The following is a 12,146-nucleotide window of genomic DNA, read 5'->3' on the forward strand; positions in this document are numbered from 1 at the left end:
CGCGGTGTCCGGCCGGCGTCTACGCACTGGTGGTGGCTCGGGAAAGGTCTCGGAAGATGACGCCGGCTGTCCTCAGGGGTCGGCCGGAGGGGCGTGGCTTGGCCGCGGCTGCCGCGGGGTGAGCTGTCGCAGGGTCGGCGTCGTTCGCGGTGGCGGTCGCCGTCGAGGCGGGGCGGGCTTTCGGGGTGGGGGAGGGTGTCGGGGCGAGCCACTTGAGGGTGATTGGCGGATATCGGAGGGTCATCGCCAGGGGTAGGGCGCCGGCTGGGCCGTGGCGGCGGAGCATCGCCGTGTCGATGGAGAGCTCGAACAGGCGCCAGTCGACGAGGGGTGAGGCGCGCAGGGCGTCGGCGAGGCGGGTGACGATGGCGAGGTCGGTGACGGGGTTGGCGTGGCCGGTGACATACGCCTCGTCGTCGCTGTCCTCCGGAGGGTAGGAGTGCAGGGCGTATCGGCCGTCGCGTTCCAGGTCGTGGCGCTTCGGCGAGTCGACGATGAAGCAGTAGAGGCCCTCGTCGGTGATGACCGGCGAGACCGGGTGCACGCGGGGGCCGCCGTCGGGGCGCACGGTGGCGAGGTAGCCCATGCCCGGGCCGTACTGCTGGAGCAGCGCACGGATGGCCGCGGCGAGGTCGGGCTCGGCGGCGGCGAATTCGGACCAGGAAGCCATGGCAACATCATATAGAACATATGTACGAGACGACCACTCGACGCGCCGGAAAGTGCAGGTCGGTATTGTGTGCCGATGCTGCTCTCCGACCGTGACCTGGTGTCCGAGATCAAGTTGGGCAATCTCGCGCTCGAGCCCTTCGAGCCGGAGCTGATGCAGCCGTCCAGCATCGACGTGCGGTTGGACCGCTTCTTCCGGGTGTTCAACAACCACCTGTACACGCACATCGACCCGGCCGAGCAACAGGACGACCTCACCGCCGAGGTCGAGGTCGCCGACGGCCAGCCGTTCGTGTTGCACCCCGGCGAGTTCGTGCTGGCGTCGACGCTCGAGGTGATCACCCTCGGCGACCAGCTCGCGGGACGGTTGGAAGGCAAGAGCAGCCTCGGCCGGCTCGGCCTGCTGACCCACTCGACGGCCGGTTTCATCGACCCGGGGTTCTCGGGGCACGTCACGCTGGAGCTGTCCAACGTGGCCAACCTGCCGATCAAGCTGTGGCCGGGCATGAAGATCGGCCAGCTCTGCATCTTCCGCCTGTCCAGCCCGGCCGAGCACCCCTACGGCTCCGCGGTTTACGGCTCGCGCTACCAGGGCCAGCGTGGACCGACGCCGAGCCGCAGCTCGCACAACTTCCGCACCTGGCCGACCAGCTGACGACCGCTCCCCGGGGCAGCTTGAGAGGAACACCGCGATGTACCTGATGATCTCGACGTACCTGGTCCCGCTCGACGAGGTGGACCGGGCCCGCGACGATCATCTGGCGTTCCTCGCGGGCCTGGAGGAGCGGGGTCTGATGGTCTCGGCCGGCCGGCGGGACCCGGCGGTCGGCGGCATCGTGCTGCTCGGTGTCGACACCGAGGCGGCTGCCCGCGAGCTGATGGCCGACGACCCGTACGTGGTTGGTGGCCTGGCGGAGTATGCCGCGATGGGGTGGAACCCCGCTCGCGGTGTCCTGGCCGACTGGCGCCGACCCGTCTGATCTCCGGTCCTATCGGTCGAGGGCTGGCCTAGCGCGGGCCCTCTACGCTGGTCTGATGATGATCGCGGGGTTTGTCGGAGTGGCCGTTTTCGCTGGCGTGCTGGTGGCGGTGGTGCGGCGCCGCAGCTCCGCTCCGTCGCAGATCGCGGCAGGCCCGAGCCCGGACAGCCGGACTGTGGGCTTCGGGCATTACGACGGCGGGTCGAACGGCACCTACTGAACCGCGCGGCGCGAGGAGAACTTGCCGACCTCGCCGACGATCGTGTTGATCAATAGCGTGTTGAGCAGGACGCCGGCCGCCACGCTCAGCCACAGCATCGCGATGGCCGTCCAGCCGTCGCCGAGCAGGGCGACCGGAGCGAAGATGACCGAAACCGGAGAGGTCAACGCGATCAGGTACACCGCCGCGAACGACGGTTCGTGATCGCCGGTGGCGAGGTTCGCGCCCAGCAGGATGACCGCGGCGGTCGCGACGGCGAACAGATAGGCCCGGGTGAACCAGTTGCCGAAGAAGAATCTGGTCATGAGGACCATCCTTGTGACGCGCGGATGGCCGCTCCTGAGTAGCGCTACCTAGTCCTACCCGGGTGTGCTGCTCAAATCGACGCCGGTGAGCAGACCGCGGATGCCGAGCTCGGCGGTGACCGACGGCGGGCACTCGTCCACGATCACCGCTGTGCCCACCACGGTCGCGTCCAGGGCGGACATCAGGGCGTGCAGTCCCCGGGCCTGCGCTCCGGTCACCGCCCAGTCGTCGACCACGAGCACGCGGTCGTCCGGGCCGATCAGCTGGGTACGCACCCCGAGGTGCTGAACGTCGCCGCGGTGGTCGGCCGGCACCTGAGCCCAGGTCATGGGCTCGGCGATGGGCCGGCGGACTCCGGCGCGGTACGCCTCCACGAAACCCACCCCGAGCGCGCGTGCCACGAGCGGGCCGAGGAGGAATCCGGTGACCTCCGGCGAGACCACGACGGTCGGCCGGGCGTGCGGGAACAGCGCCGCCAGGCCCGGGCCTAGACCGTCCAGAATTTGCGCGTTTCGCCACCATCCGGAGCGGTCGCTGACGAGCAGGCCGCTGGCCGGATCGGGCTCCGTCCAGCGGAACTCGGCACGCAGAAGATCACGCAGGTCGGATGCCACCCGGACATGGTGTCACCGCGGTAGGTGGGTCGTACCACCGAGTGGACAGAACGCGGTCAGACTAGGGGTCAACTTGATGCAGGCGCCGGTCTCGATCAGGCATGCTGTTCGGCGTACCCATGCCTAAGTTGCCGTCGGGCCGTCGCCCGCTCAGTCCCGGATCCCGCGCCGGTCTCGGCGCGGCCCTTGTGCTGCTCGGCGCCGTGTCCGGGTTGGAGCTGACGGACGGCAAAGCGGCCAATTACGTCGGACTCTTCGCCGCCGTGCCGTTCCTCGCGGCGGTCTTCGCGTACTGGCGGGCGGTGCTGGCCGTCGGCGGGCTCGCCACCGTCGCGGGCCTGATCTTCGCGACCGCGAACGGCTCGTTCGGGCACGTCGGCATGATCAATGTCCTGGGCCTGGTGCTCGCCACCGGCATCGCCGCCACGGTGGCGACGATCCGTCAGCGTCAGGCCACCCGGATCGCCGAGTTGCTGCGGCTCGCCGCGGTGGCCCAGCAGGCGGTGTTGCGCCCGCTGGGACCGCAGGTCGGCGCCCTGTCGGTCGCCGGACGCTACATCTCGGCGTCGGCCGCCGCGGACATCGGTGGAGATCTCTACGAGGCTCTCGACACACCGTACGGGGTCCGCGTCATCATCGGCGACGTTCGGGGCAAGGGCCTCGACGCGGTGCGACTCGCCAGCATCGTGCTGGGGTCGTACCGGCATGTCGCTTATGAGCGGGCCGACCTGCGTGCCATTGTCGCCGACCTGGACCGGGCCGTCGCCCGCAGCGTGGGCGACGAGGACTTCGTGACCGCGGCCCTGGTGGAGGAGCGCGGTGGCACCCTGACGATCGTCAACTGTGGACATCCGGCTCCACTGCTGTTGCGTCGTGGGCAGGTCATCCCTCTGGAGCCACCGGCGCCCGCGCCCCCGCTGGGCTTCATGCCCGTCGCCCAGCCTCGGGTGGAGCGGTTGGAGCCGGGCGATCGGTTGCTGCTCTTCACCGACGGCCTGGGCGAGGCCCGCCGCGACGGCGAGTTCTTCCCGACGGCCGACCGGGCCTGGCGGTTGCTGGGTCACGGCACGGTCGGCGACGGCCTGGCCTCGCTGGAGACCGCCCTCGTCGACTGGGTGCACGGGAAGTTGGACGACGACATTGCCCTGGTGCTGCTCGAGTACGCCGGGTCCGAGGGTGGTCCGGCCGTACCGATGCCCAGCTGGGAGGTTGGCGCGGCCGGCAGTTAGCCGGCCCGCGGCACCTAATTCCCGGAGGGTTCCTCGGCGCGAGTCGGCGGCGACGCGTCAGCCGTGTCCGCGTCGGCCTCGGGCGCCGGGCCGGGGATCACCGCGACGGCGGCGCGTGCGGCGATCGGCTCGGGCTGCCGGTGCCGTCCGACGTAGTGGCGGGGCTGGTCGGCCTGGCGCGGCTCGGGAATCAGGCTCTTGATCGTGGCGAACATCTAAGACCTCCCCGGGTCTGTGTACGTCCTGCGCGTACACCCGGAGCAACGACGCGGCGCAGGCGTCGATACGTGCCCGCGGCGCCACGGCCGCCAAATGTCCGAACGGCTGTCAGCCATCCCACCCGATCGGAGACGTTTGACCCCCAAGGCGACGGACAACGGGCCGCTCGGCTCATTCCGGGCCTCCGCCAACCGATTGATCGGCAGTGACTTGTCGGAGCTACCGATGGGTAATACAGTGGTGGTTACTGACGGGTAACTCGCGTCCGGAGAGCGGGGCCAAGAACACATGACTCACTACAAGAGCAATCTGCGCGACCTGGAGTTCAACCTCTTCGAGGTCTTCGGGGCGGATCGTTCGTTCGGTCAGGCGCCGTTCGACGGCATCGACGCCGAGACCGCACGAGACATCCTCGCGGAGGTGAACCGGCTCGCTCGCGAGGATCTCGCGGCCAGCTACACCGACGCGGACCGCAACCCCCCGAAGTTCGACCCGGCGACTCACACCGCGCCGCTGCCCGAGTCGTTCAAGAAGTCGTACGCCGCGTTCATGGCGTCCGAGTTCTGGCGCCTCGACCTTCCCGAGCACCTCGGCGGCACGTTCGCGCCGCGTACCCTCTGGTGGGCCATCGCCGAGCAGATCCTGGGTGCCAACGCCCCCATCTGGATGTACTCGTCGGGCCCCTCCTTCGCGCACGTCGTGGAGGTCGAGGGCACCGAGGAGCAGAAGAAGTGGGCGAAGATCTTCGTCGACAAGCAGTGGGGCTCGACGATGGTGCTGACCGAGCCCGACGCGGGCTCCGACGTCGGCGCCGGCCGGGCCCGGGCCATCCCGCAGGCGGACGGCAGCTGGCACATCGAGGGCGTCAAGCGCTTCATCACCTCGGGTGAGCACGACCTCAGCGACAACATCATCCACTACGTGCTCGCGCGTCCGGTGGGTGTCGAGGGCGTTGGCGGCCCGGGCACCAAGGGCCTGTCGCTGTTCATCGTGCCGAAGTTCCACTTCGACCGGGAGACCGGCGAGCTGGGCGAGCGCAACGGCGTCTACGCCACCAACGTCGAGCACAAGATGGGCCTCAAGGTCTCGAACACCTGCGAGATCACCCTCGGCGAGCACGGCACCCCGGCTAAGGGCTGGCTGCTCGGCGAGGTGCACGACGGCATCCGCCAGATGTTCATGATCATCGAGTACGCCCGCATGATGGTCGGCACGAAGGCGATCGCCACCCTCTCGACGGGTTATCTCAACGCTCTGGAGTACGCGAAGAACCGCGTCCAGGGTGCCGACCTGACCGAGAGCTCGAACAAGGCCGCTCCGCGCGTCACGATCACCCACCACCCCGACGTACGCCGCTCGCTGATGCTGCAGAAGTCGTACGCGGAGGGTCTGCGCTCGCTGGTCATCTACACGGCGACCTGGCAGGACAAGGTCGCCATCGCGCAGGCGGCGGGCGACGACAAGGCCGCCAAGGCGGCTGCTCGTGTCAACGACTTCCTGCTCCCGCTGGTCAAGGGCGTGGGCTCGGAGCGGGCGTACGAACTGCTCGGCCACGAGTCGTTGCAGACCTTCGGCGGCTCCGGCTTCCTGCAGGACTACCCGCTCGAGCAGTACGTCCGCGACGCCAAGATCGACACCCTGTACGAGGGCACCACCGCGATCCAGAGCCTCGACCTGATCTTCCGCAAGATCGTGAAGGACAACGGTCGGGCGCTGGCCGCGGTCGCCGGCGAGATGCAGGAGTTCATCGAGAGCGAGGCCGGCAACGGCCAGCTCAAGGAGGAGCGGCTCGCGCTCGGCAAGGCGCTCGGCGAGCTCCAGACCATCCTCGGCGTGCAGATGGGCTGGCTCCAGGCGGTCCAGGGCGGCGACACCCGCGAGCTCTACCGGGTCGGCCTGACCTCGCGTCGGGTGCTGCTGGCGCTCGGCGACGTGGTCGTCTCCTGGCTGCTGCTGCGCGGCGCCGAAGTTGCTCTCAAGCAGCTCGGCACCGAGCAGACCCCGGCGAACAAGGCCTTCTACGAGGGCAAGGTGGCCGCGGCCCGGTTCTTCACCCGCGAGGTTCTGCCCCGCATCGGCTCGGACCGCCGGATCATCGAGAACACCACGCTCGACCTGATGGACCTCCCTGAAGAGGCCTTCTGAGCTTCGCTCTCTCCTGAAGACGAAAAACCGGCGGACAAGGATGTCCGCCGGTTTTTCGTATGCTCAGCCGCGGGCGGTGTGAGTCATCACGAGCGGCATCGACCCCGGCTCGGTGGTCGACCACCAACCTTCCGCCCGGTGTACGGCGAGTCCGGACGTCCGTAGGCCCTCACCGATCGACGCCTCGCCGCCGGACGAGAGCAAAAGGGACACATCGGACACGATGGGGTTGTGTCCCACCACCAGTACGGTCCCGATCGAATCCGGCACGGCCCGCAGCAGGTCGATCACCTCGGTGCGGCCGCCGTCGTAGAGGCCGTCCTCGAAGCGGACCTCCGACGCGGCACCGCCCTGGACCAGCGCCGCCGCCACCGCGTGCCAGGTCTGCCGGGTACGCGTCGCCGTCGAGCACAACACCAGCCCGGGGTGCAGCCCCTGAGCTGCCAGCCACCCACCCGCCGCGCCCGCGTCCACGCGGCCGCGATCGGTCAGCGCGCGTTCGAAGTCGGTCAGCTGACCGGGAGTCTCCGCCTTGGCATGGCGCATCAGAACGAGGGTGCGTGTGGTCATGCCAAGAGCATGACTGATTGAGCCCCGCTCCGGATGGGTAGACACACGCATCGACGAATTGCCGCGGCTCGGAGCGGCAGCACGAGCCAGGGAGGTCCACGATGGGCATCGGCGGAAGCATCTTTCTCTTGGCGCTGGGGGCGATCCTCGCGTTCGCCGTCAACGCCGACATCAGCGGTCTCGACATCAACGTGGTCGGTTATGTGCTGATGCTGGCCGGTCTGATCGGCCTCGTCATCACGGTCTGGTACTGGAACAGCCGCCGCCGTCCGACGACCGTGGTCGAGCAGCGTCCGGCGGTGCGCAACGACACCGTCTACCGCGACGGTCAGGTCGTGGAGGAATACCGCCAGACGACGCGGCAGCAGCCCCCGCCGCCGCCCTCGTACGGCGCGTGAAAGCAAGATGGGCCTAGGCGCTCGCGCCGGGGCCCATCTTGTTCGCTTGTCACGTGTCGGGTTGCTCGCTTGTTAGGCGCCGGGTTGCTCGCTTGTTAGGCGTAGAGGGCGAAGTAGATCGCGATGTGGTGGCAGATCGCCGCCACCAGCGTGCACGCGTGGAAGAACTCGTGATGCCCGAAGACGGTCGGCCACGGGTTGGGTCGGCGCAGGGCGTAGAACACGGCGCCGACGCTGTAGATCAGGCCGCCGGCGGCGAGCAGGACCAGATCGGCGACCCCGCCGTTGCGCAGAATGTCGGGCAGGATCGCGACCGCGCCCCAGCCGAGCGCCAGATAGAGCGGCGCACCCACCCAACGGGGCAGGTGCGGCCAGATGCTCTTGAGAGCGACGCCACCGATGGCGCCGGTCCAGATCAGGCTCAGCATCACCGTGTCCTTCCCGCCGTTCAACAGCAGGATGCAGAACGGCGTGTAGGTGCCCGCGATGAAGATGAAGATCATCGAGTGGTCCAGCCGTCGCATGATCTGGTAGCCGCGCTCGCTCCAGACCCGGCGGTGGTACAGCGCGCTGATGCCGAACAGTCCGCACACGGTCAGGCTGTAGATCAGGCAGCTCAGAAAGGGTGCGATCCCCGGCCGCGAGGCGGCGATCGAGCACAGCACGATGCCGCAGACGAGCGCGACAAAGAACGCGTACTGGTGCAACCGGCCACGCATCCGCGGCTTGCCGAGATCGGCCGGCTTCATCCGGAACGGAGTCGAAGTCGTCACGCTCTCCAGGTTACGGCACCGTAGGTTACTAGCAAGTAGTTCCCGGACGGCCGTAGCGGGAAGGCGAGGCGTTCGGGCGGCTTTGGTAGGCGGCGGGCATGTTTCAGGTCACGGACGCCCTGCCCGCCAGGCCGGACGCCCTGCCCGCCAGGCCGGACGCCCTGCCCGCCAAGCCGGACGCCCTGCCCGCCAAGCCGGGCGCACTGATTTAGCGGGCGCGCTAGCCGCAGCGGCACGGGTGGCGAACCTGGTCGTAGGTCAGGCGTCCAGGCCGCGGAGGATCAGTGGCAGGCGGTCCGGACCACTCGGATCGACCACGATCGGGACGCCCCAATCCTGCCGGGTGAGATGGCAGGCCGCGTGCTCGACGTCGGCGTCGCACGTGGCGGCCTGCGCGACAACCTGCAAGATCCCTTTGGGTACGGCCGGATTGAGCACCAACCGCCGCCAGAGGTCGGTGCCGGTGCCCTCGCCCTCCAGCAGCAGCTCAGGCGGCGCCGCCGAGACGACCAGGCGGGTCGATGGGCCGTACGTATTGTCGAGTTTCTGACCCGGGGCGGGGGTGAAGACCACCTCCAGCGTGACCTCTCCCGGCGCCAGTGGCGACGGCGGCCGCTCGGTGCGGTGGCGTTCGCCCTCGACGGTCTTGACCGTGCCGGGCGCGAGCCGGACGAGACGGTGCGCGCCCGACTCGACCACGAACACGTCCCCGGACCGGGTGACCAGGACGTCGCTCGGCTCGGCCAGGCCGGAATCGACCGTCGACACCTCGTCGGTCGCCGGGTCGTAACGGCGTACGGCGCCGTTGTAGGTGTCCGCGACCAGCACCGACCCGTCCGGCAGCGCGCCTACCCCCAACGGATGCTGCAACAGCGCCTCCTTGCCGGCGCCGTCGACATGACCGAAATCGAAAAGCCCCTGACCGACGGCGGTGTGCAGTTCGCCGGCTTCGATCCAGCGCAGCGCGGAGGTCTCGCTGTCGGCGATCCAGAGCTTTTCCCCGTACGCGGACAAGCCGGACGGTTGCGCCATCCAGACGTCCGGGATGGGCCCGTCCCGCAGCGACTCGACCGTCGTGCCGGCGTAGACCCCCGCGGTGCCCTGCTCCGGGTCGAACCACCAGAGCTGGTGGATACCGGCCATCGCGATGATGACCCGCCCCTCGTGCCAGGCGACGTCCCACGGCGACGACAACGCGACCCCGTCGTCGTCGGCCGAGCGCCACTGACGGCCGGTGCCGAGGAGCGTACGTACCTCGCCGGACTCCAGGTCGAAGCCGCGCAGCAGGTGGTTGACCGTGTCGGCGACGACGACGGTGCGGCCGTCGGGCAGCAGGCAGAGGCCCTGCGGTTCGGAGAAGCTCGCCCGGTCGGCCGGGCCGTCGGCGCGGCCACGTTCCCCGGTGCCGATCCGGCGCACCAGGGTTTCACCGTCCGGGGTCAGCTCGGCCAGCGAGTGCCGGGCCGAGTCGGAGACCAGCAGATTGCCGCTGGGCAGCTCGATGACCTTGCCAGGGAACCGCAGCAGCGTGTCATCCGCCGGCGGAGCGACATACGGCCCGTCGCCACGGCGCAGGGTGCCCTTGGCCTCATGCGTGGCGATGAGCTCGTCGAGCAGCCGGCTCAGCCCCTCCGCATGCCCCTCGCCCGCCATCGAGGCGACGACATATCCCTCGGGATCGATGACGCTCAGGGTGGGCCAGGCCTTCGCGGCGTACTGCTGCCACATCACCATGTCGGCGTCGTCGAGAACGGGGTGATGCACGCCGTACCTTTCGACGGCGGCGGCGAGGGCGGCCGGGTCACGCTCGTGTTCGAACTTGGGCGAGTGCACCCCGATGACGACGAGGGCGTCGCCGTACTTCTCCTCCAGGGGGCGCAGCTCGTCGAGGACGTGCAGGCAGTTGATGCAGCAGAAGGTCCAGAAGTCGAGCACGACAAGTCGACCTCGAAGGTCGGCGAGCGTCAACTCCTTGCCGCCGGTGTTCAGCCAGCCTCGGCCCCGAAACTCGGGGGCCCGCACGCGCGCAGTCATGATCCCATCGTGCCTGACGGGCCTCGTCCCGCCGGTGCCCGGCCCCAGTGGGGATCGGCACACCGGCATGCGGCTGTCGTGCTGGGTGGCCTTGTCTGGCCGGTGTCCGGTCCCAGCGGGGCGGCAGGTGCCCGTTGTGCTTGGTGGCCCTTGTCCTGCCGGTGTCCGGTCCCAGCGGGGTCGGCACCGGCATGCGCCCGTCGTGCTTGGCGGGTGTCGCCCTGGTGGCCTCAGACCCGGTGGGATCGGCGCACCGGGTCTGCTCAGGTGCGGCGGTGATCAGCCTCGGCGCTTCAGGCAGAGGACCTGGGTCTTGTTGTCCTCGGTCGGGTTCAGCACATACGGCTGGCCCGGATCCGTGCACTCCTCTTTCGTGTTGACAATGGACGTCACCTCGTAGGCGTCCGCGTCGCCGCACTTGGCGGTCACGGCTTGCGTGCCGGAGCGCTTGACGCAGTCGCCGGTGCTCACGGAGAAGTTGCCGCTGTCCGAACCGCGGGCGATCAGCCAGGTGATGCCGAACGTCAACCCGACCAGCAGACCGGCGCCGAGGATGACACCGATCAGCACCGGCAACATCCGTACGTGCGGCGTCTCGGGCTTGGCCACCTCGGTGGCCGGCTGATCCGGCTGGAACGAGTTGAACCGATCCTGATCGGTCTCCTGATCCGCGGTACCCGGCCAGCTCGCGGTCGACTCGGGGTCCGGCGGCGGCGTGACCGTCGCCCGACTGGCCGCACCCGGCGCGGCGTTGCCCGCCGCAGACCACTCGCCGAACGACTGGGTGGCGTCCGCTGCCGGAGCGAAGGAGTTGGCTGTTCGCGGCCGCTCGCCGAAGGGTTGGTTCGGGCTTGTCTGTGGCCGCTCGCCGAAGGGTTGGGTGGGGCTCGTCTGCGGCCGTTCGCCGAACGGCTGGGTGGGGCTTGTCCGTGGCCGTTCGCCGAACGGCTGCGTGGAGTCCGCTGGGAACGCGTTCTCGCGCGCCGGCGCAGAGCGCATCGAATCGGACGCGTAGGGCTGCTCCGGTCCGTGTCCGCGGCCCGAGACGTCGGTCGTGTGCTCGCTGTAGTCCTGCGGCGTGGTGCGGGCCACGGGACTGCCCGACACGGTTGCGGGCCCGTCGGTCTGTCCCGGCCGTCCGCGTCCCGCGATGTCCGTCGTGAATTCGCTGAACGCCGCCGCGCCAGGCCCGCCGTGACTGCCGCCGGCGGGTGATCCCGGAGCCGGCGATCCTGGCGTCAACGAGCCCGGAGCTGCCGATCCTGGAAAGCCCGATCCTGCAAAGCCCGGTGCGGGCGAGCCCGGTGCCGGTGAGCCAGGAGCAAATGAGCCCTGAGCAAATGAGCCCTGGGCAGACGAGCCCTGAGCAAATGAGGCCTGGGCCGATGAACCGGACGCCGGTGAGCCCGGTGCCACTGAGCCTGGTGCCGGTGCCACTGAGCCTGGAGCGGGTGAGCCCGGAGCCGGAGCGAACGGCTGGCCCGGGGGCGAAACCCGGGCACTCGCCGTAGCACGTCCTGCCACCCGGCCGGACGGATCCTCCGTGCCGAAGGGGGCGCTCGGCGTGTTCTCCGGCGTGCCGGAGGAGGGGGAACCGTAGGTTCCGGACCGGCTTGGCGGCCGGCTGAAGCGGTCTGGCGCCTGCTCGTCGAACGCTCCCGCGGAGGACGAGGCGGAGGCGGTGTCGCTGGTGCCGAACCCGCGGTTGTCCGAGGACTGGCCGAATCCGCGACTGTCCGACGTCTCGCCGAATCCGCGACCGTCTGACGTCTCGCCGAATCCGCGACCGTCTGACGTCTCGCCGAATCCGCGACCGTCTGACGTCTCGCCGAAGCCACCGCCGACCGGACGAGCGCCGTCGCCGGCCGAACCAAAACCGGACCCGGACGTGCCGTATTCAGATCCAGCCGGCGAGCCGGAGCTGGGGCGCGCGCCGAAGGGGTTCTCCCTGGAGCTTGGGCTCGCGCCGAGCGGTTCGTCGGTGCCGGG

At 69.5% G+C, this 12,146-nt stretch carries 14 protein-coding genes; 6 read left to right on the forward strand and 8 right to left on the reverse strand.

Features of this window, described 5'->3' with window-relative positions:
- Positions 1-19: 19 nt before the first annotated feature.
- Positions 20-670: a pyridoxamine 5'-phosphate oxidase family protein gene (locus AB0M36_RS19855; protein WP_364159453.1), complete on the reverse strand. Its 651-nt coding sequence runs from the start codon at positions 668-670 to the stop codon at positions 20-22.
- Positions 671-745: 75 nt separating this feature from the next.
- Here AB0M36_RS19855 and dcd point away from each other — a divergent pair, with 75 nt between their 5' ends.
- The 3 genes from dcd to AB0M36_RS19870 are packed head-to-tail and all read left to right on the forward strand — an operon-like array spanning position 746 to position 1,869.
- Positions 746-1,324, forward strand: coding sequence for a dCTP deaminase (gene dcd, locus AB0M36_RS19860; RefSeq protein WP_364159455.1), 579 nt, complete (start codon positions 746-748; stop codon positions 1,322-1,324).
- A 37-nt stretch (positions 1,325-1,361) separates the two neighbouring features.
- The gene (locus AB0M36_RS19865) at positions 1,362-1,649 is read left to right on the forward strand and encodes a YciI family protein (protein ID WP_364159457.1); all 288 of its coding nucleotides are present in this window, start codon (positions 1,362-1,364) and stop codon (positions 1,647-1,649) included.
- 55 nt (positions 1,650-1,704) lie between these two features.
- A complete protein-coding gene (locus AB0M36_RS19870; RefSeq protein ID WP_364159459.1) occupies positions 1,705-1,869 on the forward strand; it encodes a hypothetical protein in 165 nt (54 codons plus the stop codon).
- Here the strand turns inward: AB0M36_RS19870 and AB0M36_RS19875 are convergent.
- Together AB0M36_RS19875 and AB0M36_RS19880 are read right to left on the reverse strand one after the other, a co-directional pair.
- Positions 1,863-2,174 (reverse strand): hypothetical protein, encoded by a 312-nt coding sequence (locus AB0M36_RS19875; protein ID WP_364159461.1) that lies wholly within the window; start codon positions 2,172-2,174, stop codon positions 1,863-1,865. The two genes, AB0M36_RS19870 and AB0M36_RS19875, sit on opposite strands and share 7 nt — an antisense overlap.
- Positions 2,175-2,228: 54 nt before the next feature.
- Positions 2,229-2,789 (reverse strand): phosphoribosyltransferase, encoded by a 561-nt coding sequence (locus AB0M36_RS19880; RefSeq protein ID WP_364159463.1) that lies wholly within the window; start codon positions 2,787-2,789, stop codon positions 2,229-2,231.
- A 101-nt stretch (positions 2,790-2,890) separates the two neighbouring features.
- Between AB0M36_RS19880 and AB0M36_RS19885 the strand changes: the two genes are divergently transcribed.
- Complete coding sequence (locus AB0M36_RS19885) at positions 2,891-4,018, forward strand: PP2C family protein-serine/threonine phosphatase (protein ID WP_364159465.1); 1,128 nt, start codon at positions 2,891-2,893, stop codon at positions 4,016-4,018.
- Between the two features lie 14 nt (positions 4,019-4,032).
- Here AB0M36_RS19885 and AB0M36_RS19890 read toward each other — a convergent pair whose 3' ends face one another.
- Positions 4,033-4,233, reverse strand: a complete 201-nt coding sequence (locus AB0M36_RS19890) for a hypothetical protein (RefSeq protein WP_364159467.1) — start codon at positions 4,231-4,233, stop codon at positions 4,033-4,035.
- A gap of 292 nt (positions 4,234-4,525) precedes the next feature.
- Here AB0M36_RS19890 and AB0M36_RS19895 point away from each other — a divergent pair, with 292 nt between their 5' ends.
- Positions 4,526-6,382 carry an acyl-CoA dehydrogenase gene (locus AB0M36_RS19895; protein WP_364159469.1) on the forward strand — a complete coding sequence of 619 codons (1,857 nt, stop codon included), beginning with the start codon at positions 4,526-4,528 and terminating at the stop codon, positions 6,380-6,382.
- A gap of 63 nt (positions 6,383-6,445) precedes the next feature.
- Here AB0M36_RS19895 and AB0M36_RS19900 read toward each other — a convergent pair whose 3' ends face one another.
- The gene (locus AB0M36_RS19900) at positions 6,446-6,952 is read right to left on the reverse strand and encodes a histidine phosphatase family protein (RefSeq protein ID WP_364159471.1); all 507 of its coding nucleotides are present in this window, start codon (positions 6,950-6,952) and stop codon (positions 6,446-6,448) included.
- Positions 6,953-7,053: 101 nt separating this feature from the next.
- Here AB0M36_RS19900 and AB0M36_RS19905 point away from each other — a divergent pair, with 101 nt between their 5' ends.
- Complete coding sequence (locus tag AB0M36_RS19905) at positions 7,054-7,350, forward strand: DUF6458 family protein (protein ID WP_364159473.1); 297 nt, start codon at positions 7,054-7,056, stop codon at positions 7,348-7,350.
- 95 nt (positions 7,351-7,445) lie between these two features.
- Here AB0M36_RS19905 and AB0M36_RS19910 read toward each other — a convergent pair whose 3' ends face one another.
- The 3 genes from AB0M36_RS19910 to AB0M36_RS19920 all read right to left on the reverse strand — a co-directional run bounded on the left by AB0M36_RS19910 (position 7,446) and on the right by AB0M36_RS19920 (position 11,264).
- Entirely contained in the window at positions 7,446-8,123 is a 678-nt protein-coding gene (locus AB0M36_RS19910; protein WP_364159475.1) for a hemolysin III family protein, read from the reverse strand.
- A gap of 258 nt (positions 8,124-8,381) precedes the next feature.
- Complete coding sequence (locus tag AB0M36_RS19915) at positions 8,382-10,160, reverse strand: NHL domain-containing thioredoxin family protein (RefSeq protein ID WP_364159661.1); 1,779 nt, start codon at positions 10,158-10,160, stop codon at positions 8,382-8,384.
- 276 nt (positions 10,161-10,436) lie between these two features.
- Entirely contained in the window at positions 10,437-11,264 is an 828-nt protein-coding gene (locus tag AB0M36_RS19920) for a hypothetical protein (RefSeq protein WP_364159477.1), read from the reverse strand.
- Positions 11,265-12,146 lie beyond the last annotated feature (882 nt).

The organism is Actinoplanes sp. NPDC051346, assembly GCF_040682215.1.
Classification (GTDB): domain Bacteria; phylum Actinomycetota; class Actinomycetes; order Mycobacteriales; family Micromonosporaceae; genus Actinoplanes.

Bases quoted from the DNA above. Each gene is read 5' to 3' on its own strand.
- dcd (WP_364159455.1), top strand. From the start codon at position 746: ATGCTGCTCTCCGACCGTGACCTGGTGTCCGAGATCAAGTTGGGCAAT.
- AB0M36_RS19875 (WP_364159461.1), bottom strand. From the start codon at position 2,174: ATGACCAGATTCTTCTTCGGCAACTGGTTCACCCGGGCCTATCTGTTC.
- AB0M36_RS19870 (WP_364159459.1), top strand. From the start codon at position 1,705: ATGATGATCGCGGGGTTTGTCGGAGTGGCCGTTTTCGCTGGCGTGCTG.
- AB0M36_RS19895 (WP_364159469.1), top strand. From the start codon at position 4,526: ATGACTCACTACAAGAGCAATCTGCGCGACCTGGAGTTCAACCTCTTC.
- AB0M36_RS19900 (WP_364159471.1), bottom strand. From the start codon at position 6,952: ATGACCACACGCACCCTCGTTCTGATGCGCCATGCCAAGGCGGAGACT.
- AB0M36_RS19865 (WP_364159457.1), top strand. From the start codon at position 1,362: ATGTACCTGATGATCTCGACGTACCTGGTCCCGCTCGACGAGGTGGAC.
- AB0M36_RS19890 (WP_364159467.1), bottom strand. From the start codon at position 4,233: ATGTTCGCCACGATCAAGAGCCTGATTCCCGAGCCGCGCCAGGCCGAC.
- AB0M36_RS19905 (WP_364159473.1), top strand. From the start codon at position 7,054: ATGGGCATCGGCGGAAGCATCTTTCTCTTGGCGCTGGGGGCGATCCTC.
- AB0M36_RS19855 (WP_364159453.1), bottom strand. From the start codon at position 670: ATGGCTTCCTGGTCCGAATTCGCCGCCGCCGAGCCCGACCTCGCCGCG.
- AB0M36_RS19885 (WP_364159465.1), top strand. From the start codon at position 2,891: ATGCTGTTCGGCGTACCCATGCCTAAGTTGCCGTCGGGCCGTCGCCCG.